We start from the raw sequence: 22399 nt of genomic DNA on the forward strand, positions 1-22399 counted from the left end.
TCTCTATATTTATGGGTAAAAAAGATGATATTAAACAAGTTGATTCAATTGCTAGAGAATTTCGGATGTCAGCAGAATTAAGAAATGCTTTTGGTATATTTCTGGAGGAAGAAAAAAGAAATGGTTATGGTGGAACTTTAAACGATAGAGGTGATTTTACTTATTCAGAACTCCGTCAGAAAGCTAAAGAATTTTTAGAGGATATTAATTATGACTCCTAAAACATCTATTGCTAATTCAATACTAAATCTAAATCAAATTATTCAACCAATTATTGGCGAAACTTGCCATCAAATTACATTTAGTTATGGGGATGAATTACAGTTACATTTTGGTGAAATGACTGCCTACAATCATCCTAAATTAGCACATTTACGTAAAGGAAGCTGGCAACTTAGCACTAGGGCTACACCTTGGTATTTAAGGATAAGGAAGGGTTCTTTCTGGAGTTTATCTATGTTAGTAAATAATCAAAATGCTGTGGAATTTGCTAAAATACAGTTACAGTGTTTGGAAAACACGAAACTGACTAATTTTGTCACTCTTGCTAAGAGTAATGAGATGAAAATTACTTTATCATTTCAGGGTGATTTTAATTACGAACTAATTTTAGAACCGGATTTAGAAGATGATTCTGGGCTTGCTTATTGGGAATTAATGATGCCAAATGAGCAAATTTTAACCGTTGGTCCGGGAATGTTTTGGGAATGTAAATCAATTCATGAACCTTATTAGTCTGGATATTTAAGTAGGTTAGCATTGAAAATCTTCGTTATGGCAAGGCAAGAGGCAAGAGGCAAGAGTGAAGAGGGTTTGGGCGATTTTACTTTTCTTTACATAGATTGGTTTTATTGTGTTCACCTACTTAGATCCAGATACAATTTCCGTTTCAAATTATAATTACTAATTAATGATGTATAACTGCGTGCCTTGCTTAAAACAAACACTTTTGTTTTCGTATTAGCGCAAAATCCAAATAGTAACATCCTTAAGATAGATACCATCTCTCTAAAAATATGCAAGAATGAAGGTAGAAATATCTGTTAAAAACAACTTAACACCATTCTCTATTTTTGACTCCTGACTCCTATTCCCAGGGGGGTGAGACTATGATTGATACAAGTAACGATATAAGAATTATTTCTTTAGTTCCTAGTGCTACGGAAATTGTGGCCAAACTGGGCTTGTTTAATGCTATGGTAGGGCGATCGCATGAATGTGACTATCCTCCCGAAATCGTCAATCTTCCAGTTTGTACCCAAGCGCGTTTGAATGGTGACGCTAATAGCCATTCTATTCACAAAGAAGCCGACAATCTATTACAATCTGCCTTGGGTATTTACAAAATCAAAGTGGATGTTTTAGAGAAACTGCACCCTACCCATATTATCACTCAAGATCAATGTGATGTCTGCGCCGTCAGTTTACCGGAGGTAGAAAAAGCAGTTGCCCAACTTACCCACAGTTCGCCACACATTATTTCTCTACAACCCAATACATTACAGGATACTTGGGGTGATATTGAACGGGTTAGCCACGCATTTGGTGTAGATTCAGTAGAAATACTGGAGAATCTAGAAGCCCGTGTCAGAATTTGCAAGCGTAGACTACAAGGACTTTCCACCGCCGAACTGCCTAAAGTCGTGTGCATTGAATGGACTGATCCTTTGATGACTGCTGCAAATTGGGTTCCTGAATTAATTAACTTAGCAGGAGGAAGACCATTATTTAGCATCACTGGTAAACCTGCTGCTCATGTCAAATGGGAAACATTAGTAGATAGTAATCCAGATGTGATTATTTTCATGCCCTGTGGCTTTGATTTGCAACGAACTCAGCAAGAAGCAGAATTATTAACTCAACGTCCAGAATGGAAAAAACTCCACGCTGCTCAAACAGGAAGAGTATTTATTACCGACGGTAACGCTTACTTTAACCGTCCTGGTCCGCGATTAGTAGATTCTGTGGAAATTTTAGCAGAAATATTGCACCCAGATATTTTTGACTATGGTTATAAGGGTAGTGCTTGGCAAATTTTGTAATTATTGCCATCAAGGGTAAGTTAAACGGGCGGTTAGAAACCGCGTCTACACAAGCAAAACCCACCTGCGTGGGTTTCAAATCCTTGGTTTTTTCGTTAGTCCGCGCAGGCGGACTTTGTTTGTATAGCAGCGAATTCCATTCGCCAAGCCTTAAGTTGACACTAGCTTCTGCTGTATCTGTGTTTGACACCTATAGGAAAATATTCAGTATCACCAATGGGTTTTAATTCTACTACAGGAGTTTGATATTGTAGAGGAACATAATTCGCAAATTCACTATTTAAACGCAATAATTGGGCAAGAATAGCCGCAGTAATAGATAATCTTTTTTCCTCTTGATTTTCAATTCCTGGTGCTAATTCTACTACTACAGATAAAAAGCGATTTTTATCGGCATCTTCTTTTACCTGGATAACAAACTTACCCGTTACCCATTCTCTAATGATTGGTTGTTCTAGTCCGACTGTGACATTTTCTGGATAAATATTTGCGCCAAAATAGGAAACTGTAAAGTTAGAACGTCCAAAAACATAGACAAAAGGTAATTGGTGAATTCCGCGATGATTTTTTAATTCTGTAATAGGATTAAAACCCCATTCTGCTAAGAATTCTAGCATTTCTGTGTAGGTAATTAAGCCACCTTGATCAAAAATGCTATATCTAATTAAAGGCACACCATTATTCCCAGAAAATAGTAAATTTCCATCTTCTACTTCAAAAAAACGACTGCAAGGATCATATTGAACTAAAGTAGGTAATCGGGATTCTCCAAATAATGCTTTAGCTGCGGCAGGTGTGGCTGCTAAAAACCGCCGAATACAAATACTTAAAGGGGTTTCATTCCCTAAAACTCCTGCGTCTGCTGTTCCATACATGGAAGCAAAATCATCATAGGGATTTTGAGAACCTATTCTTTCTCCAACTAAATTGCGCCATTCTTCACTGAATACTTCCCCTGCCATGACTAATTTAATGTGATATTGTCCCCACTGCATTCCATTGGCAATACCCGTATCAATCACATCTTTGAGAAATGGTGGATATCCTAATAGAACAACTTGCTCAAAATTACCGCCTAATTCTTGGACAATTCGCAAAATTTCTGTTTTATTATTCCCTGGGGTAATGACGGTAATCGGATAACCTTTAGCGGCTAAATGACGACAGCAATTAGTGGTAAACATTCCACCCACCCAAGTTCCCAAGGTAAAACAAATTACTGCTAAACTGGGTTTAGTATCGGCATGAAAACTATCATGAAAAATTTGTTCAAAGCGGGTAGCTATTTCTAGTTCGTCGGTGATGAAACGTGGCCAAAATGTAGGTTTACCCGTTGAGCCAGAGGAAGCGGCAATCATATCACAGCTTCCTACTTTTCCATTATTACACAATTGGGGCAAAGAATAACGGGAAATATAATTTTCTTTATTAATTTTTGGTAAGTTTTGGAAATCTGCTAATGTTTGAATATTTTGAGGATTTATGCCTCGTTCTGCTAAAAATGCCTGATAAGCGGGTACACTAGCAGCTACATCTTGAAATAATCTCAAAGCTATTTCTTGACTGTCAATATTCAGGTGCTGTTTTAGTTTGTCTGTTAAGGGAGTTGAGATAAAATATTCTAATCCTAAGATTGCCCTTGGTGTTGATATTTGTGGTTTCATAAAGCTGGTTTGTCCAAAAAATCTGGTTGTTCTTTCTCAGAATTCTATCTATAAATGCAATTTTTTAGTAACCTATGGGATTTACCCACTGTACAAACTTACCATCATATCAATAAACGAAATTGCGTCGTTTTCGGCTTTGGGAATAAGAGTAGGGTGCGTCAGATAAAGGAAATCTGTTTTTTACAAAATTATCGGGTCTGACGCACTCTACAAGAGACAAGGGAACACCAAAAAATAAATTACCCAATTTTGTGGGATGGGCATCCTGCCCGTCCTTGCTGATTAAGGGTATGAATTTTAGTCTCACGCAAAGGCGCAAAGACGCACTGAGGTTTGAGTTTTAAAGAAAAATTTTAGCTGTTAGAGGCTGCGGGAACTTGACACTCTCACTGAGCTTTACGCTTACCGGATATTCCTGTAAATTACCTCGTTGCTTTTGTAGCCATTGATAACTCTCCATTTATCTCCCCGGATCATGCAAATATATTGCAGTCAACAACACATAAATAATGGCGGTCATCGTTTTTGTACCCAGTGCGGTGAAGCATTACCTTTGACGGTGGGACAAGTTATTGATAATCGTTATGAAATTGCGCGGATATTAGGACAAGGTGGTTTTGGCCGCAGTTATTTAGCGATTGATCGGCAAAAATCTCGAAAAACTTGCGTTTTAAAGGAATTTGCCCCCAATGTTGTTAAACCCCAGGAGTTACAAAAGGCTAAGGAACTGTTTGAACGGGAAGCAAGTGTCCTCAAAAAAATCCAACATCCCCAAATTCCCCGGTTTCATGCTTCTTTTTCCGCCAAAATTGGGACTAAGGATTTTTTCTTTTTGGTGCAAGATTATATTGAGGGTGATAATTATGACCAATTATTTGAACAGCGTCGGGGTCAAGGACAGTCTTTTAGTGAGGAGGAGGTAATTAATTTACTACATAATGTTCTGCCTGTGCTAACTTATATTCATTCTTTAGATATAGTTCACCGCGATATTTCCCCAGATAATTTGATTTTGCGCCAAAGTGATAATTTGCCCGTATTGATTGATTTTGGAGGGGTTAAACAGTTACCAGCTTCTCAGGGTTTTTTGCGGACACAATTGGCTGTCAATGCGACTTTGTTAGGTAAGAAGGGATACGCACCAGAGGAACAGTTACTTCAGGGAAAAGTTTATAAGAACAGTGACTTTTATGCGTTAGGGGTGACGGCTTTGGTATTAATGACGGGGAAAGAACCACATTTACTTTATGATAGCTTTAATGGGGTTTGGCTTTGGGGTAAGGAAATTAAGGTTAGTCCCAAATTAGAGACTGTCTTAAAAAAGATGTTGGCATATAAGCCGAGCGATCGCTATCAAAAAGCCGAACAAGTTATTAAAGATTTACCTTTACCATCTACCTCATCTACACCACAGATTATGCAAACTTCTAACAATAATCCCAATCCCTATATTACTAAGTTGAAAACACAGGTGGTAGCACCAGGAATAAAGCGGGTTCGCAGTATTCATGGTGGTGTCCACAATCAGACAAGTTTGTTTGTTCAGAAAATACCCATGCCAAAATGGTTGCGTCCTTTTATGGTTAGCTTTATTATGACTACGGTAATGTTGTCAACAGGTGCGGGTATGTTTGCTTTAGGAAATTTTGCAGTTAAGGGAATAACCTCAATTAAAGTTCCGCAAGTTGAACTTCCCAAAATCCCATCTAAGAATAATCCTGAAGATGAAAAAAATCAAACTAATCGCACTATTCAACAGGTGTTTATTCGTCTACAACAGTTAGAAATTTCTCCGGCATTTTTTACTAACACCGTTAATGAAGTTTTTTATGCCGAAAAACCAGAATTAAACAACCGCAAGTTAACTCAAAACCCCGAAGACGCAGCTTTGAGATCACAATGGAATGCGATCGCTAATAAGTTATTAAATAATCTAGAAAAGGCTAATTTAAGTGAACCTGCTAGAAAGAAAATAGGTAGTTATAGTCAACAGGATTCCCAACGCTGGGAACAGTTAGCCAAAGCGGGAAAATTAGGTAATTATAAATCTTTTCAGGATTTACGTGCAGATACATATCAGACCTTTGACCCGTTGTTTCCTGGTCAGGAACGCGGGAAACTAAATCAAAAAACTTTTCTGCAAATCTGGTATGCGATCGCATCTGATAAAGTAGAAAATAAGTAATGGGTAATGGGTAATGGGTAATAGGTAATAGGTAATTTGTCAGAACTAACAACTGACAACTGACAACTGACTAATGACAACTAACAACTGACAACTGACAACTGACTAATGACCAATGACTAATGACTAATATATACTGTTCTCAAGGGCATAAAAATCCGTCGGGTAGTAGGTTTTGTCTCCAATGTGGAGACAGAATTGGCAGCGTACTGACATCTAGAAATCAAGGTATTCAAGCGGGACAAACTTTAGGCGATCGCTATGTTATTATTCGGCAAATTGGTCAAGGAGGATTTGGCAAAACCTACTTAGCAGAAGACCTTAACCGCTTTCGAGAAGCTTGTGTTTTAAAAGAATTTTTTCCCCAGGTACAAACTCCCTACATTGTCCAAAAAGCCGAAGAACTTTTTCAGCGAGAAGCAAGTGTACTTTACAAATTACAACATCCTCAAATTCCCCGATTTCGGGAACTATTACGCATCAACTTACAAGGGAAAGAAAGTCTTTTTCTAGTTCAAGATTATATAGATGGTGAAACTTATAATTCCTTATTAAATAGTCGGCAAAAACAGGGTTTAAAATTTACAGAAATAGAAATCCGCCAATTATTACAGCAAATTTTACCAGTATTAGAATATATTCACGCCCTGGGGGTTATTCATCGTGATATTTCTCCTGATAATTTAATGCTTCGGAGTAGTGATAAATTACCAGTATTAATTGATTTTGGAGGTGTTAAACAAGTAGCCGCCACCGTCGCCTCTCAATATTACCAAACAGGGGGAATAGCATCTCCCACAAATGGCACTTTGTTAGGAAAAATAGGATTTGCACCCCCAGAACAGATGCAAACTGGTATGGTGTCCACCCACAGTGACTTATATGCTTTAGCCGTCACAACGTTAGTTTTACTGACAGGTAAACAACCCCAAGAATTAATTGATACTTATAATTGTAGTTGGCAATGGCGACGGGAAATCAGCCTCAGTTCCGCACTTGGACAAATCATAGACAAAATGTTATCACCAATTGCGAGCGATGCCTACGGCGGGTTACACCAACGCTATCAAACAGCCCGTCAACTTCTCCAAGTCCTCAACCCTCAATCTGTTAGCTATCCGCAAACTCAACCCCCCACATCTGCTACAGTTGCTATTTCTCCCCCGAAAATCCCCGTTCCTGAACCCGTGATGATTCCCACTCCTCCCCAACCAGGTATTTGGACAGGAAAAAATGTTTTGATTCTCGTTTTTTTCCTGACTATTGGGAGTTATTTATATTGGCAAAAACTTAAAACCCCTACCAACAATTTACAGGGAAATAACCCGATAATTTTACCCAGTCCCCATTCCACCGAAACAGCAAAAACAGAAGTAACTTTTTCACCGGAAGAAAGACAACGCAAACAAAAATTGAGCGATCGCCGTGAAGAATTAGATATAAATTATCAATTTTATGTTAAGCTAGTAAGCCAACTTTTCCGGGAAAAATATCCCAATTTAAAGGGGCGTATTCTTAGTGATAATCCAGAAGATGAAAATTTACGAGCTGAATGGGATAAAACCGCCGCCGAAGTCCTAGAAAAGCTAACAGCCATCACTGCTGACTCCCGCCGTCAACTGGGAAATTATACTGGGGATGAACGTGCCACCTGGAAAGCTCAAATCAATCAAATCAACGTTGGTAGTCGGTCTTTATATGATTTAAGTGATGCCGCTTTTTTCAGTGAATTTCCCGAACAAAAGAGTAAAAGTTTTATTAACCAACCCATTGGACAAGTTTGGTACGCATTTGTCAATGATCAACTTAACGCCATTCTTGACAAAAGCATATTGGAAACAATAGTCTTTCCTGAAGGCACTACAGGTAAAACAGTGAGTGGAACTCTCCAACCAGGAAAAGGTAAAGTTTTTATTGTTGGACTAGCCAAAGATCAAAATATGGAAGTGAAACTAGAAGCAAATTCAAAAGTTTTACTCTCAATTTATTCCCCCTCTGGGAAAAACCCATTACTACAAGACTCTCAAACACGGACGATATCTGCAACATTACCAGAAAAAGGATTTTATGAATTTGTTGTTGTTTCCACAGCCTCAGAATCCGTAGATTATCAACTCACCCTAACCGCAGAAAATCCCCCAGAACCCGAACCAACAGAAGAACCAACAGAAGAACCAACTCTCACAGAAACACCCACACCTGAAAATAATTAGGACTTACGGATAGCGTAGCGTAAGCCATAAAAATTACAGCCGTTTCCAATTATATGACGTATATCATAACCCCCTCATCGCTTGCGGGGAGGGGGTTGGGGGTGGGGTTCTTGTACCTCATAACATGGGGAAGTGCTGTATCTGTGAGGTCTAAGAGTATGGCTTACCAAGAAAGAGTGAAGCTATTTATCCTCATCAAACCCAGACTTTATATGTGCGGTGGGGTGATTGGTTGATGCCTTTATTATTGCTTCTAACTGCTTTGAGTCGGCTTTTAGGATTTCCTCTTTACTGTATTTTCTCCTCCCAATAGAAAGTGGTGTGAAAATAGAAGTATTTACTTGCGGACTAACACTATCGTTTAGACTATCATCTATTTTTTTGCGAAGAGATGATAAAAACATTATATCATTTCCTAGATCAGAAACTTCATCTTCATATTCATCCGAGTCTTCAATTTGATTGATTCTTTCTTGGTATTTTACCATCAAATTATCAACAGCTTCGATCATGAACTTGATATCTTTAAATGATAAATCCATAGCTAATTCCTTCCAATGATGACTGTAACTATTATTAATTAACTTTAGAGAAATACGTACCTATCTGTTGTAATTCTTTTTTATAATCCTCCAATGGCATATCTTGAATGGGTTTCCACAGCCAGTGATTATCATAGTCATTAACTAATTCTAGCTGTTCTGGTATTTTTGTTCCTGCTTGTAATTGCCACCAATTTTTACCATAACCTGGATTAGCAAATGTTGATATTCCCCCTGTTGATTCCCCATCTGCTAAAGTAGTCATAACCCATACTTCCCCATCCTGATCATAGCAAGCAATATCTTTATCAGGGCGAACATTATCCATTCTGGGGGAATTGGCATTTCCTTGTCTATAAAGAATAATTGGTGTGTTGTTCATTAAGTAGGATTTCAGTCTTTAATTTGTGTATTATACTCAAAACGGCTTGATTGTTTGATTCTAAACGTAGGGGTAAAGCAAGAGCTTCATTGGTGTCAACTTAACGTAAAACCCATAGCCCGCCTGGGAATGAATTCCCAGTCTAAGGGACTTCCAAATAAAAAAATACTCAACCACCTAACGCAAAAATCTCTCAAACCCTTATTCCTCTGTGTCCTCTGCGCCTCTGTGGTTCGTTAATCAGGATAATTTATTTCTTGGAAGTCCCTAATAGCATTAACGTAAAACCCATAGCCCGCCTGGGAATGAATTCCCAGTCTAAGTAGGTGAGCGTTGAAAATTGTCGTTATGGCAAGGCAAAAGGCAAGAGGCAAGAGGCAAGAGTGAAGAGGGTTTGGGCGATTTTACATTTCTTTACACAGTTTGGTTTTATTGTGTTCACCTACTTAATAGCAGAAGTTGTCTTTTGATGACTAAATAACCCAGAAATTTTTGAGTAAACTTTAGTTTACTTTCGCTATTAGCCCGGAAATTCATTTCTGGGTGGGTGTGGAAGCCAACAAATAAGCCATCTGTAGCCTAAGTTGACACCAATGAAGCTCTTGCTTTACCCCTACACATCTGGGTTCTTTGTCATTTGGCAAAAGTTTAAATCTCACCCGTGTTTAGTATAAATAGCATAATCCTTGACAAGAAACCATTGCTAGACATACTATATACCTATTCTGCTTATATACAGGCTTGTTTCTTCCTTGCGCCTTTGCTTCTTAGCATCTTTGCGCGAAACAAAACATAATTACCAAGTTGGATCACTAAAAAGATGCACCGTCAACTTCTCTTTTCCCGGTGGAACTGCGGTAATACAAGCCCGAATAACTTCCCCATCATCTAACTCTACAGTACAAGCGTGACAAGTCCCCATCAGACAACCCGTAGGAATTGATACCCCAGCCCGTTCCGCCACATCTAACAACGGTTCTCCTACTTCAGCATTGACAGTAATATCATCTGGTAAAAAATTAATTTGCATAGTTATAACAGGTTTTTATTGCTTAAAAAATAGTTAAAAAGAGTAATTACGAATTATGCCCCTAATCATCTTGACACAAAGTGCGGTAACTTTGCTCTCTATCGCCATCTTTCCTAGTCATATTTGGATTATACAGTAAATAATCTTTTAAAATATGGCAATTACTTTTCAATAAACTTTCTAATGTAATATCTGACAACTTGCGTAAAATTACATTATCTTTATCACTACCAGCAGCCAATATTTGACCATCTGGACTAAAACTAACACTACTCAACTCTTCAGAATCACCTTTTAACATTATCAATAAAACACCTTCTCGATTCCACAACCTGAGTTTATTATCACTGCTTACTGCTAGAGTTTGACCATCTGGACTAAACTTAACACCAATAAAAGCATCACCATACCCCATCAGAGTTTTTTGTAAAATACCGTTCTCACCCCAAATTTTCACCGTACTATCAAGGCTAACTGAAGCTAATAATTTACCATCAGGCGACCATGCTACACCATTTACCCTGCGAGTATGACCAGTTAAATTTTTGATAACTTCCCCATTCCTTGTCCATATTTTTACTGATTTATCATCACTAGCAGAGGCTAAAAATTTACCATTAGGACTAAAACTCACCCAATTAACAGCATCAGTATGGCCATTTAAAGTTTTGAGTAAAGTCCCATCTCGCCTCCATAATTGAATTGTTTTATCCTTACTAGCAGAGGCGATAATTTTACCATCAGGCGACCACGCCACAGCTAAAACTATATCAGTATGACCATTTAAAGTTTTGAGTAAAGTCCCATCTCGACTCCATAATTTAATTGTTTTATCCTTACTAGCAGAGGCGATAATTTTACCATCAGGCGACCACGCTACACCCCAAACTTGATCATTGTGACCCGTGAATATTTTTAGTAATTTACCATCTCGATTCCAGATTTTTATTGTTTTATCCAGACAACCACCAACAATAGCATTACTATCAGGACTAAAACTAATACTTGTCACCCAATCATCATTAGTTTGGGGATGATGCAAAGTCAGACTATCCCAACGCCATAAAATAATATTTTTATCCCTACCAGCAGATGCTAGAGTTAGTCCATCAGGGCTAAAACTGACACTATTCACCCAACTATTATGTCCTCTCAGAGTTTCTACTAAATTACCATCAAGACTCCAAATTTTAATTGTTTCATCCATACTCGCAGATGCCAGAGTATGTCCATCATTACTAAAATCAACACTAATAACACCGCTGCTGTGTCCAGAAAGAGTTTTGAGTAATTGACCTTTTCGACTCCATAATCTGATTTTTTTATCCATACTAGCAGAAGCAAGAATTTCACTATTAGGAGACCAATCTATAGCGACAACAGCATCTTTATACTCCGACAAAGTTTTGAGTAACTGACCTTCTCGACTCCACAATTTTATTGTTTTGTCAGCACTACTAGAAGCAAGGATTTTACCATCATGTGACCAAGCTACAGCTAAAACAGCATCTTTATGACCTACTAAAGTTTTTAGTAGCTTACCTTCTTGACTCCAAAGTTTGATAGTCTGATCTGTACTAGCAGATGCGATAATTTTTTCATGAGGATGAAAACTCACACTATTTACTACAGATGTATGACCGAGTAAGGTTTTTACGAGTTTACCTTTTCGATTCCACAGTTTAATTGTTTTGTCTTGACTAGCAGAAGCTAACATTTGACTATCAGGGGACCAAGATAGACTATTTATCACATCATCATGTCCTGATAAAGTCCTCACTAAAATTCCATTAGGACTCCAAAGATTAATTGTTGTATCTGCACTAGCTGAAGCTATTAAAGATTTATCAGCACTAAATGTCACCATTCTCACCCCCGATAAATGACCTTCTAGGCGGTTACGTTCTTTGACTCCGTAAACCGCTTGATATAGTGCAGTTAATACCCTTTCTTGAGTAAAAGTATTTCTCCATAGAGTTTTTTTTAATTTTCTCCCTGCTTTTAAACTTTCTTTAAGGGCATCAATACCTTTTTGAGAAGCAAATAAAGCCTCACTGGACGCACTTAGAGTTTTCATTTCACTATCTGTAGACGTAATCACAGAAGTAGTTAAGCCAAAGATAGCAATAATAGAAGCTGTTAAGGCTATTTTTAGAGCAATATTTAATCTAATTGCAGTTAAACGTTGTTTTTCCTGGCTATCGGCTAATTTTGCAATCAACTCTTTTTCTTTTAATTCTGTTCGCAAATGTTGGATTTCTGCTTGACTTTCTTCTTCTCGCTTGCGTAATTCTCGTAATTCTGACAGTAAATTATCTCCTTGGGGATTGTGGATATGTTCTAAATTAAAACCGTTTTGATTTTTTCTTAATTCACTTTTAAGACGTTCAATTTCTTGATAACTATTTCTAACTTTATCCCGTAATGTATTAATTTGTACCTGTAATCCAGATTCTTGTCGTTGTAAATGACGAATTAAGCTGACTAAATAATCATGAATTAATTGATAGCGTTCAGGAACATTGGGAAATATCACAACTAACCCAGAGCGAATTAAAATATCTAAAATTAACTCTAATTTACTAGAATCTTCTAACTCTGAGAGTTCTAATGTTAATTCTGCACGGGTTTTAAAAGGTCTTTTGTTATTATTGTCTGTTAATAAGTATAAAACTAAGAGAGCAGCCCGTTCGTTTTCTCTCCCACATTCTTTAATTAATTCTTGAATATATGTTTGAATTAACTTATTGGGACGATAGGGTTCATACTGTGCAAGAGTAGTAATATATTTATCTTGTAATTGTGCGCCTACCAATTGCAATTCTATCGGACGAACTTCACCCAGTTCTGAAGACAAATCCGCAACTAAAGCATCAATTAAATCTGGTTCTAATTTGACTTGGGAGTAATAATGTGAACGTTCAGTTAATTTTTGAATGATTTTTCTGGCATTTTCAGGAGAAAAGTTATTCAGTTGATAACGAATATTTTTATCAAGAATATTATTATTAATTGCCTCAATTGATGAGAGATATCTAAAATCTAGAAGGCGATGTAAATAATCTTCGCGCAAAGTTAAAATAACTTTCACAAAAGATATACTTAAACAATTACTAATAAATTGATCAAATGCTTGTTTTTCGTGAAAATCTGTATAACCAAAGAAAAATTCTTCAAATTGGTCAAAAATTAAAACTGTAATTAAATGATTATCTGCATTTTCTCGTAATTGTTGTAAAATGTCATTAGCAGTTATCAGAGGACAAAACTTAGATCGAGATTCTGTTTCAATGGCTGATAGTTTCCCCATTTCTAACATAGCTTTGGTAAAAGATTTTCCTAATTCTCCTAACCAATCTGTATAAACTTGGAGGACAACTGGTACAGCAATTTGATCACCAATAGCGCGGTTTTGTAGTGCGGGAACTAAGCCAGCAGTGACAGTAGAACTTTTACCAACACCTGACTGTCCATGAATAACTATTAATTTTTGGTCTGCACGACTAATTCTACCAATTAAGCGATTAACATCAGATTCTCTACCAGAAGCGGCAATTTCTAAGGCTATACTATTACTACCAAATGTAGATATTAAAGTGGGGTTGGTGACTTGTCTTTGAGGTTGTAACCGCCCAGCCCCAATAAAGGAGACAAAACCATATTGTTGTTCTACAGAATGGAGCTTTTGTTTAATAATATAGGCTTGAAGATAGTGTCCTATTTGAAAGTATAATAATCTTAAATTATGTAATAAGCGAATGTAACGATGGGGATCATATTGATGTTCACTGTTCTCTAAGGCTGATGATAGTTGTTGAGATGCTGTATTTATATATTCTTCTGCTACCGTTATTTGTTTTAGATGATTGAGGGCTTTGGCTAAAGTTAATAAATAAATTTGTTCTAATATCAGAGGAAATAAATAATTATTTGATTCTGGGTGATTTTTTGCTGTTTCTAATTGTAGTAGTGATATATGCCCTAAAATACTAGCTTGTATCCAGTTTGAATTATGTACGGCTACCTGTGCTAAAAAACCATAATCACAAGCTAATTGAATTCTTCTACCATATATTTTATGTAATTCTAGGGATTTTTTAGCGACAACTTGTAATTCTTTCCATGATTTTAAGCTATATAAGACTTCTAATAATTGGTCAATAAATTCTGAAACTAAATCTATCCGTCCAGCAATTTCAAATGTTTGTAAACATTGCTGAAAATATGTTTTGGCTGATTGCCAATATGTTTCTCTTGATTTGGGGTTTTGTTCGGCAAGACGACAGTAACATAATCCAATATAAAATAATAAAATTGACTGTTTTAAAAAATCAGCACAAGATGAATTAGATAATCCTGCTGTTATATCAGTTGCATATTCTGTCAGTTCTAAATCTTCTTGATGATGCCAAAAAGGCAAACTTTTCTGAAAGTTATTTAAGGCAGAATCAATCCGATTATTGACATAATCATCTATGCCAAAAATAAATTCTAACTTAGCATTTAATTCTGCTTCGATTCCAATCCCCCTATCATACAATTCTCTAATTGCATAATGGAGTTGGTCGCTACTAATCCATACTTGTTCTAAGGTGACAGTATGAACTTGAGCATAATTACTTTGTAAGACTCTTGTAAATAAATCGTCAGTTTCTTGGTGGAGAAATTCTAGTAATCCAATAGAAGTCATTTCAAATCTAATTGGTGTAGCTGCCCAACTCGCAAAATCGGGAGCTAACCGCATGATTTTTTGTAAAACTTGATCATTTACCCAAAAAATTATTGGGGTTTGATAACGTTTACGAAATTCGTCTCGGACTTGATTAATGGAACGCAAGAGATCATCTATTTCATAGATTGATTCAAACCCCATAATCATTAATCCAGCAGGTTGATCAATGGTAAGTTGTGATTGAATTGTTGTATATAAACTTGTAGTTTTTTTATCTAAAGTAATACTTTGAATGCGCTCATTTCCCCAACCATTAATTGCTAGTTGCTGCTGGATAATATCTCGCAGGAATTCGTAGTTACAGCACAGTAAAATAACTGAAAACTGATTTTTAGAAAAGGTAATTGCTCTTTCTAAACTACGTAAAGACTGTTGGTTAGCAGCGATTATATTCTCTGCTTGCTGTCTTTTAAGCATAATTTAAATTTTTCCATTTCTGCTAAAACTGGGTTAACTGCAAACCACACTCCTTGGTGATCACGATATTCAAATATGAATAAACTGCGTAATAAAATATCGTACTCTACATTGCCTCTAACTCGTTGATCTTGAAGTACCTGCAAGATTAATTCACTTTCTTCCATATCAATGGCATTAGCCCGGTAATCTCGTTGTCTTTGAATTACTAATTCTACACATTGGCGATCAAAAGGTGGATCTTGTTCTCGCAAACAATCAAATAGTAATCCTAATAAGTCGCGGACATGACCACCACTAATCAGACATAAACGATCCAGAGTTTCTAAGTTATCAAATAATTGAGTAACTAAATTTAAGCGATCGCCTGGTAACATATCAGGAAAGGCTCTGGCTAAGACCATTTGGCGCATCAATCCCAGTCCTTCGGTATGAATTTCTCCACAACGTTGACGCACGGGAATCATCGGTAATACTTTCGGTGCGACTCCACCTCCTAAACGGTGTTGTAATTGGGCGCTTTCATTGGAAAATGTCAGGGCTAAGGGAATTGTATAAACCACATGACAATGTAATTTTCTTAATTGTTCTCCTCGATCAATGAATAAGTATTCGGGAAGCGATCGCCCAGAAGGTAAAGGACGAACCGCCACCCTATCCAAGTTATCCACAATCACCACCAATCCCTTCTTCCCTCTGGCTTTTAGCTCCAAATTAGCCCGGTCTAACAGTTCTTTATTAATTGATTGTAAGATATTTTCTGTGCGTGGTTCTAGATAGTCTCTTAACCGTCTGCGTAACTGAGGGCTTTCTTTGGTTTTTGCCGTAATTTTAGCAATTCCCACAGATAACTCGGCTTCTACTCCCAAGTCTAAAGGAGTTTGCAGAAAATCTACCAACTCCCCAAACAACTTAGTAAAGTAACTAGGCTGGACACGCAGTTTCATCGCTTCCAAGTTTTTACTCACCAAACCAGCGATCGCTAACAGAATATCTGTAATATCTATATCTACCATTTCTAGAACATGAGTAGACTCAAAATAGACAACATGAAAATCCTGCGCTTCCAACTCAGCCTTGAGTTTTAATAATTCCGTAGATTTTCCACAGCCCAAATGTCCTGTAAATAACTGACAGGTTGGCGTATTTGGAGATATCTTAGTAATAGTCCGCAGCAGAGCTTCAATGATCTTCCCACCCCGGACTGAAGTAAAATCAATATAATACATCCGGTCGTCTACATTCTCAATCATCAAAGGACGAGAAGGATTACAAGCCTGATAAAATCTTTCTACATTAAAAAGCATAAAAAATCCAATTCACGCTGTAATTGTCACAACATCATCTGTCACAATCTTTTTTACAACGGAAAACTAGACATATCCGCAACAACTTGGTATGTAAATATAACTAATTTTATCTTTTTCTTCACAGCCTCACCCCACCCAGTCACCAAAGCAATTTACTTACATTAAAATTTACACTGATGACATACAGCAGTTCCCGATGTTATTAGGTACAGATATTAATGATGAAACTCTTTTGGTGCGGGCAAGATGCCCGCTATGTCTACCTCATAAGAGAAGAAAGTGCTGTAAAGGACATAAGCAAAAAACTGTAGGGTAGGGAAACCCCGCCCTGAATGACTAAATTGTATTGCATCCAACTGATAACCGCCACAACAATTGAATCACTCCCTCTACAGAAGCAACCCAAAATAGGCAAAATATTGAAAGTTGATAAAAAACTTGATGTTCTGACAAATCTAGTCAAACACTAATTACGTAGCTTCAACTGCAATTATTACTTTGTCATCGAAGCATATTAATCCTTGCATTTACCCTTACGAATACAATCACCTGATTGTTCATCTCTAGCAGACATACCCACCACTAACTGTGATTGAGAATAATTTCCGATTCTTACCCCTGCATTGTCAATGGACAGCTTATTCCCTGCAAAACAAGCACTGGAATTGTACAGATAGACAGACAACACCATTAGTCCTAAACCAATTGTTTTTTTCATATCAAAACTCAACTCAGAATGCTATTGCGTAATCAACAACATCATCCTGGTCAATGAAAACTTGTGAATCAGCTAATGGTTCTCAAAATTGCCATAAAAAATCTGCCCATAGCATCAAACAAGACACCACAAACAATGCAAACTTAAAGCACATTAGTTTATCTTGTCTATTCATTGCAAAGACTAATCTAGACTAGTATTGGATATTACCCAACTACATCCTTGATTTATCTCAGAATGAACAAACAAGTTATTGTTTTCATTGATTCATAAATCCAAAGTTAGATTTATGACTGCTAAATTAACTCTTACCCCCCTGGCAGAGTTAATTTAACCACAAGATAACGTTCTTTCTATCTGTACAAATTCTCTGAGAAAAACCCGGAGAAAAAAATCTTTTTTTGACCAGAAACAAAAATAGATATTATGCGTCATTAAATAAACGACGTAATCTAAAACACAGTTATATCTAATCACCACCAGAGATTATTTTTTCGTAATCATGAAAAAATGACTCATCACAGGGGATATAGCTAATTAATATTCACCAACTCATACTGAGTTCTAAATTAATACTTATTTATTAAGTATTAATGAATTAATAGTGCCAGAAAAATTATTGTACTAATTAATACTTTTAAGCAAAAAATAATTACAAATATAAAAATAAAATCAAAGATATAAATATTACCAAAAATAAATAGGTTTGCTGAATAAGTTGTCTGTCAACCCGAAAATGACGGGTGAAGGCAATCAGCAGGAGCAGAGGAGGGAAGAACAGAAGTTTTTTCCGATCATTACCCGTCAAAATAAATTTGACGAACTACTAGGAGTATGGCTAACGCCACGCTGCGCTATCAGGAGGTAGGGGCGCAGGGACTGCGCCCATTCAGGAGTATGGCTAACGCCACGCTGCGCTATCAGGAGGATTTAGAAGAAGTTATACTCCGCAAGGGAATAAATTGAGCTTTTGCTTAAAGTTAATTTTCCTGACTCATTAGATATCTCCAGAAATTAAATATGCGTGACCTGAAACCCTTGTAGAGACGTTCCATGTAACGTCTCTACCATCTTTTTTGGAGATGTCTATTGACAACTTCAAGAGTTTTCAGACCTATTCCTTATAGAATAGTTAACAAAGATTGCCTAACAACCGATTCCCACTCCTCTTACTCATGACCTCTTCACAAGACGTAGATACAATCAAATCCCCTAACTCAGACCCAGAACCATCTATCAGCCCCCTAGATGAATTACCAGGTGAAGTGGAAATGTCCATTTTCGACCATCTGGAAGAGTTGCGACAAAGAATTTTCTATTCCCTCATAGTAGTGGCAGTGGGTATTATCGGTTGTTTTATCGTAGTTAAACCCCTAGTCCAGCTACTAGAAATCCCCGCTCACGGCGTAAAATTTCTGCAATTAGCCCCCGGAGAATTTTTCTTTGTCTCCATGAAAGTTGCCGCCTATGGTGGTTTAATCCTGACCACACCCTTCATTCTTTATCAAATCATTCAATTTGTACTTCCTGGTCTCACCGTGCGCGAACGGCGGTTAGTCATTCCCGTAGTGCTAGGTTCAAGCATATTATTTGTATGCGGCTTAATCTTCGCCTACATTGCACTCATCCCAGCCGCATTGCAATTCTTCATTAACTATGGTGCTGATGTTGTAGAGCAACTGTGGTCAATTGACAAATATTTTGACTTTGTGCTGTTATTGTTATTTACCACAGGACTAGCATTTCAAGTTCCCGTCATTCAAATCTTGCTGGCTACCTTGGGAATTGTCTCCTCAAAAATTATGTTAAAAGGCTGGCGTTATGTCATCATGGCAGCAGTAGTTTTAGGAGCAATACTCACACCTTCCACCGACCCTCTCACTCAAAGTCTTTTAGCAGGAGCAGTCTTAGGACTATACTTTGGTGGGATTGGACTAGTGAAACTCACAGGTAAGTAGTTGTCAGTTGTCAGTTGTCAGTGGTTAGTGGTCAGTGGTCAGTTACTGCACAGAATTATCATGTCTGCGTTTATCTGCGTTTATCTGCGTTTAATTATTCTTAAAATCTTATTTCATGCGGCTTCATTTACTTGATGAAATTACATTAATTGTTAATCGCTATGCAGAAAGCCAGTTATCCTGATTGTTACCATATAAAATAGGTTTTGATAAATTAATTTTGTCAACGCCGGCTAATTTATAGCTAACGTAAACAAAGACAAACTTAACTTTAACTTTTACAATAGGAATACTTCACCAGCATGGCTCAAGAGCGCACATTACCCACATTTAATACTGCCACAGTCCAAATCACCAAAGAAGAAGGACTAGGCTTATATGAAGACATGACATTAGGGCGTTTATTTGAAGATAAATGCGCCGAAATGTATTATAGAGGAAAAATGTTTGGATTTGTCCACCTGTACAACGGACAAGAAGCAGTTTGTAGCGGCATTATTAAAGGTGCAATGCGTCCCGGTGAAGACTTCGTTTCCAGTACCTACCGTGACCACGTTCATGCTTTAAGCGCCGGAGTCCCCGCCCGCGAAGTCATGGCAGAATTATTTGGTAAAGCCACAGGTTGCAGTAAAGGGCGCGGTGGTTCAATGCATATGTTTTCTGCTGAACATCGCCTATTAGGTGGTTATGCTTTCGTAGCCGAAGGTATTCCTGTGGCTGCTGGTGCAGCTTTCCAATCTAAATACCGTCGGGAAGTTCTGGGAGACAAAACCGCCGACCAAGTAACCGCTTGCTTCTTTGGTGACGGCGCTGCTAACAACGGTCAATTTTTTGAAACATTGAATATGGCAGCTTTATGGAAATTGCCGATTCTTTTTGTGGTAGAAAATAATAAGTGGGCAATTGGTATGGCTCACGAACGCGCCACTTCCCAACCAGAAATTTATAAAAAAGCCAGTGTGTTTAACATGGTGGGTGTGGAAGTTGACGGAATGGATGTTTTAGCTGTCCGTCAGGTAGCACAAGAAGCCGTAGCCCGCGCCCGTGCTGGTGAAGGTCCAACCTTAATCGAAGCCATGACCTATCGCTTCCGGGGTCACTCTCTCGCTGACCCAGACGAACTTCGCAGCAAGGAAGAAAAAGAATTTTGGTTTGCGCGTGACCCCATTAAGAAGTTAGCTGCTTATTTGGTGGAACAAAATCTCGCCACAGAAGCAGAATTGAAGGATGTGGAAAAGAAAATTCAGGCTGTGATAGACGAAGCAGTTAGATTTGCGGAAACTAGCCCTGAACCAGATCCTAGCGAGTTATATCGCTTCATTTTTGCCGAAGACGTTTAATTTGGGTCATGGGTAATGGGTGATAGGTAATGGGTGTCAAACTGTCAGCTAAATTCTGGGCAAACCTACCCTTTCCTACTCTTTTTTGGGTAGGTTTTCTCTTGCCATACGTTCTATGACATCACTGATGCTTGATGCTTTTATATCTATTTGTTTTTGCTCAAGCCATTGAATAGCTGTTTGAGTCAAAGTCATTGTGAATCGTCTTTTTTCTTCTGCGTAAATTTTTTTTCTAGCCATGTTGTTATTTTTAAATAACTCATATATAATACGAGTATAACAACATTTGAAAGGTCGAGTCAAATGCAATTAGTAGAAAAACACGTAATCAGTAAACAGCATAAATTTTGGAAAGAATGTGATTATTTGGCTTTGCAATCTAAGCATCTTTACAATGCTGCTACTTATATTCAACGTCAATACTTCTTTGAAACTAATACGTATTACAACTCAATTGATATTTACCATCAAACCAAGAATATAGAAGCTTACCGATATCTTCCAACTAAGGTTAGTAAACAAATAGTCCGGAGAGTTTCAGAAGCTTGGAAAGGTTGGTTAGCCGCATTAAAGGATTGGGCAAAACATCAGGGTAAATATCTTGGCCAACCGAAAATGCCCAGGTATAAGCATAAAGAGCGTGGTAGAAATATTGTAATCTATCCAATAGATGCAATATCAAAACCAGCGTTAACTAAAGGTATTGTGAGACTATCTCAGTCTAATATCCAAATACCTACTATTGCTGGTAATGTAGATCAAGTAAGGATTGTACCTAAGCTAAACTATTATGTTATTGAAGTAGTTTACACAGTAGATGAGCCTGTTAAATCAACGGGTAAATACAGTGCTGGTATAGACCTTGGTCTAAATAATTTGATGGCTATAACTTCCAATCATTCCGGTATTAAACCGTTATTGATTAATGGTAGACCATTGAAAAGTATTAACCAATTCTTCAATAAAAGAGTAGCTAAAGCGCAATCAGTAGAAGCCTGGAGACAAGTTAAAGAATTAAATAGTAAGCGTGACAGACGGGTTGATAATTATCTCCATACTGTTTCCCGCAGAGTAATTGATTGGTGTCAGTTAAATGATATTAGTCAATTAATCATTGGCAATAATTTAGGATGGAAGCAAGACATTAATATTGGGAAAAAGAACAACCAGCAATTTACCAAAATCCCTCATGCTAAATTAATCAGTTTGTTGTCTTACAAGGCTAAGTTAGCAGGTATCGAAGTTGTAATTACTGAAGAAAGTTACACATCCATTGCTAGTGCTTTAGATGGTGATAATCTGCCTGTTTACCAGGATAAATCAGATAGTAAACCTACTTTTAGCGGTAAACGGATTAAAAGAGGTTTATATAAAACTTCCAGTGGTAAAATAATCAATGCTGATACCAATGGAAGCATGAATATAGCTAGAAAAGTAATCCCAAACTTTATGAATGGGATAGAGGGATTGCCGTTTATCCCTGTAGTCTTAGGTCTTTGGTCTAAGATTGCAAACGTAGTTGTCTAGTATTGTCTATCCTTAGGTAGCTTTGTCCAGATTTCTATGAGCGGTAATCAGGGAATATCAAAAATAGATAGCGTTGGTGATTGAAGGGATGATTTTTGCTCACGCAGAGGCGCAGAGGCGCAGAGACAAGGAGCTTGAGCGATATAATTTTTGATTTTTATGCTTCAATATAGCGATCGCCAACGCTATGCTTTTTTCCCAATTCAAAAATATGCAAGTTAGATGTAATAAAGCTTATACTCATCAAATTTATTAAGGGTTATAGTTGTATAGGATACAATTATATCAGGCAGAGCCTAGTGTGTTAATTCTGAATCCCTTATCCCATAAGACTTA

Annotated in this window: 17 protein-coding genes; 9 read left to right on the forward strand and 8 right to left on the reverse strand. The window is 37.4% G+C overall.

Annotated features, from left to right (window positions below; genetic code table 11):
• Positions 1 to 11: 11 nt before the first annotated feature.
• The 3 genes from HEQ36_RS14805 (at position 12) to HEQ36_RS14815 (ending at position 2042) form a co-directional block, all read left to right on the forward strand.
• Positions 12 to 221 (forward strand): hypothetical protein, encoded by a 210-nt coding sequence (locus HEQ36_RS14805; protein ID WP_039203295.1) that lies wholly within the window; start codon positions 12 to 14, stop codon positions 219 to 221.
• Entirely contained in the window at positions 211 to 735 is a 525-nt protein-coding gene (locus HEQ36_RS14810) for a hypothetical protein (protein ID WP_039203296.1), read from the forward strand. Before HEQ36_RS14805 ends, HEQ36_RS14810 begins: the two co-directional genes overlap by 11 nt.
• A gap of 374 nt (positions 736 to 1109) precedes the next feature.
• The gene (locus HEQ36_RS14815) at positions 1110 to 2042 is read left to right on the forward strand and encodes a cobalamin-binding protein (protein ID WP_053540565.1); all 933 of its coding nucleotides are present in this window, start codon (positions 1110 to 1112) and stop codon (positions 2040 to 2042) included.
• A 161-nt stretch (positions 2043 to 2203) separates the two neighbouring features.
• Here the strand turns inward: HEQ36_RS14815 and HEQ36_RS14820 are convergent, their stop codons facing one another.
• On the reverse strand, positions 2204 to 3706 hold the full coding sequence (locus HEQ36_RS14820) for a phenylacetate--CoA ligase family protein (RefSeq protein ID WP_053540564.1): 1503 nt from the start codon (positions 3704 to 3706) through the stop codon (positions 2204 to 2206).
• 478 nt (positions 3707 to 4184) lie between these two features.
• Between HEQ36_RS14820 and HEQ36_RS14825 the strand changes: the two genes are divergently transcribed.
• Both HEQ36_RS14825 and HEQ36_RS14830 read left to right on the forward strand, forming a co-directional pair.
• Positions 4185 to 5894 (forward strand): serine/threonine-protein kinase, encoded by a 1710-nt coding sequence (locus tag HEQ36_RS14825; protein WP_168636393.1) that lies wholly within the window; start codon positions 4185 to 4187, stop codon positions 5892 to 5894.
• A gap of 122 nt (positions 5895 to 6016) precedes the next feature.
• Positions 6017 to 8107, forward strand: a complete 2091-nt coding sequence (locus HEQ36_RS14830; protein ID WP_168636394.1) for a serine/threonine-protein kinase — start codon at positions 6017 to 6019, stop codon at positions 8105 to 8107.
• Between the two features lie 182 nt (positions 8108 to 8289).
• On the opposite strand, the gene HEQ36_RS14835 is transcribed toward HEQ36_RS14830, so the two are convergent.
• The 6 genes from HEQ36_RS14835 to HEQ36_RS14860 all read right to left on the reverse strand — a co-directional run bounded on the left by HEQ36_RS14835 (position 8290) and on the right by HEQ36_RS14860 (position 17238).
• Positions 8290 to 8649 (reverse strand): hypothetical protein, encoded by a 360-nt coding sequence (locus tag HEQ36_RS14835; protein WP_053540561.1) that lies wholly within the window; start codon positions 8647 to 8649, stop codon positions 8290 to 8292.
• A 34-nt stretch (positions 8650 to 8683) separates the two neighbouring features.
• The gene (locus HEQ36_RS14840) at positions 8684 to 9031 is read right to left on the reverse strand and encodes a hypothetical protein (protein WP_053540560.1); all 348 of its coding nucleotides are present in this window, start codon (positions 9029 to 9031) and stop codon (positions 8684 to 8686) included.
• A 796-nt stretch (positions 9032 to 9827) separates the two neighbouring features.
• Positions 9828 to 10067: a 2Fe-2S iron-sulfur cluster binding domain-containing protein gene (locus HEQ36_RS14845; RefSeq protein WP_027404651.1), complete on the reverse strand. Its 240-nt coding sequence runs from the start codon at positions 10065 to 10067 to the stop codon at positions 9828 to 9830.
• A gap of 55 nt (positions 10068 to 10122) precedes the next feature.
• A complete protein-coding gene (locus HEQ36_RS14850; RefSeq protein WP_168634715.1) occupies positions 10123 to 15210 on the reverse strand; it encodes a WD40 repeat domain-containing protein in 5088 nt (1695 codons plus the stop codon).
• A complete protein-coding gene (locus HEQ36_RS14855) occupies positions 15180 to 16517 on the reverse strand; it encodes a P-loop NTPase fold protein (protein WP_053540558.1) in 1338 nt (445 codons plus the stop codon). The genes HEQ36_RS14850 and HEQ36_RS14855 overlap by 31 nt, the downstream gene beginning before the upstream one ends.
• A gap of 517 nt (positions 16518 to 17034) precedes the next feature.
• Positions 17035 to 17238 carry a hypothetical protein gene (locus HEQ36_RS14860; RefSeq protein ID WP_053540557.1) on the reverse strand — a complete coding sequence of 68 codons (204 nt, stop codon included), beginning with the start codon at positions 17236 to 17238 and terminating at the stop codon, positions 17035 to 17037.
• 834 nt (positions 17239 to 18072) lie between these two features.
• Between HEQ36_RS14860 and HEQ36_RS14865 the strand changes: the two genes are divergently transcribed.
• From HEQ36_RS14865 to pdhA, 3 genes are all read left to right on the forward strand, one after another.
• Positions 18073 to 18204 carry a hypothetical protein gene (locus HEQ36_RS14865; RefSeq protein WP_257720882.1) on the forward strand — a complete coding sequence of 44 codons (132 nt, stop codon included), beginning with the start codon at positions 18073 to 18075 and terminating at the stop codon, positions 18202 to 18204.
• 209 nt (positions 18205 to 18413) lie between these two features.
• Entirely contained in the window at positions 18414 to 19196 is a 783-nt protein-coding gene (gene tatC, locus HEQ36_RS14870) for a twin-arginine translocase subunit TatC (protein WP_039199284.1), read from the forward strand.
• Positions 19197 to 19498: 302 nt separating this feature from the next.
• Positions 19499 to 20536, forward strand: coding sequence for a pyruvate dehydrogenase (acetyl-transferring) E1 component subunit alpha (gene pdhA / locus HEQ36_RS14875; protein WP_096668532.1), 1038 nt, complete (start codon positions 19499 to 19501; stop codon positions 20534 to 20536).
• Positions 20537 to 20611: 75 nt separating this feature from the next.
• On the opposite strand, the gene HEQ36_RS14880 is transcribed toward pdhA, so the two are convergent.
• Complete coding sequence (locus HEQ36_RS14880) at positions 20612 to 20776, reverse strand: hypothetical protein (protein WP_168631761.1); 165 nt, start codon at positions 20774 to 20776, stop codon at positions 20612 to 20614.
• Positions 20777 to 20839: 63 nt separating this feature from the next.
• On the opposite strand from HEQ36_RS14880, the gene HEQ36_RS14885 reads away from it, so the two are divergent.
• Complete coding sequence (locus HEQ36_RS14885; protein ID WP_053540555.1) at positions 20840 to 22063, forward strand: RNA-guided endonuclease TnpB family protein; 1224 nt, start codon at positions 20840 to 20842, stop codon at positions 22061 to 22063.
• Positions 22064 to 22399: the final 336 nt, after the last annotated feature.

The organism is Anabaena sp. 54 (assembly GCF_017355725.1).
Classification (GTDB): domain Bacteria; phylum Cyanobacteriota; class Cyanobacteriia; order Cyanobacteriales; family Nostocaceae; genus Dolichospermum; species Dolichospermum heterosporum.

What these genes read in the sequence shown, in the direction of transcription:
- HEQ36_RS14880 (WP_168631761.1), bottom strand. Translation starts at nt 20,776, where the DNA reads ATGGCTAGAAAAAAAATTTACGCAGAAGAAAAAAGACGATTCACAATG.
- HEQ36_RS14815 (WP_053540565.1), top strand. Translation starts at nt 1,110, where the DNA reads ATGATTGATACAAGTAACGATATAAGAATTATTTCTTTAGTTCCTAGT.
- HEQ36_RS14825 (WP_168636393.1), top strand. Translation starts at nt 4,185, where the DNA reads ATGCAAATATATTGCAGTCAACAACACATAAATAATGGCGGTCATCGT.
- HEQ36_RS14830 (WP_168636394.1), top strand. Translation starts at nt 6,017, where the DNA reads ATGACTAATATATACTGTTCTCAAGGGCATAAAAATCCGTCGGGTAGT.
- HEQ36_RS14865 (WP_257720882.1), top strand. Translation starts at nt 18,073, where the DNA reads ATGGCTAACGCCACGCTGCGCTATCAGGAGGTAGGGGCGCAGGGACTG.
- HEQ36_RS14810 (WP_039203296.1), top strand. Translation starts at nt 211, where the DNA reads ATGACTCCTAAAACATCTATTGCTAATTCAATACTAAATCTAAATCAA.
- HEQ36_RS14840 (WP_053540560.1), bottom strand. Translation starts at nt 9,031, where the DNA reads ATGAACAACACACCAATTATTCTTTATAGACAAGGAAATGCCAATTCC.
- HEQ36_RS14860 (WP_053540557.1), bottom strand. Translation starts at nt 17,238, where the DNA reads ATGAAAAAAACAATTGGTTTAGGACTAATGGTGTTGTCTGTCTATCTG.
- HEQ36_RS14805 (WP_039203295.1), top strand. Translation starts at nt 12, where the DNA reads ATGGGTAAAAAAGATGATATTAAACAAGTTGATTCAATTGCTAGAGAA.
- HEQ36_RS14885 (WP_053540555.1), top strand. Translation starts at nt 20,840, where the DNA reads ATGCAATTAGTAGAAAAACACGTAATCAGTAAACAGCATAAATTTTGG.
- pdhA (WP_096668532.1), top strand. Translation starts at nt 19,499, where the DNA reads ATGGCTCAAGAGCGCACATTACCCACATTTAATACTGCCACAGTCCAA.
- HEQ36_RS14850 (WP_168634715.1), bottom strand. Translation starts at nt 15,210, where the DNA reads ATGCTTAAAAGACAGCAAGCAGAGAATATAATCGCTGCTAACCAACAG.
- HEQ36_RS14855 (WP_053540558.1), bottom strand. Translation starts at nt 16,517, where the DNA reads ATGCTTTTTAATGTAGAAAGATTTTATCAGGCTTGTAATCCTTCTCGT.
- tatC (WP_039199284.1), top strand. Translation starts at nt 18,414, where the DNA reads ATGACCTCTTCACAAGACGTAGATACAATCAAATCCCCTAACTCAGAC.
- HEQ36_RS14835 (WP_053540561.1), bottom strand. Translation starts at nt 8,649, where the DNA reads ATGGATTTATCATTTAAAGATATCAAGTTCATGATCGAAGCTGTTGAT.
- HEQ36_RS14820 (WP_053540564.1), bottom strand. Translation starts at nt 3,706, where the DNA reads ATGAAACCACAAATATCAACACCAAGGGCAATCTTAGGATTAGAATAT.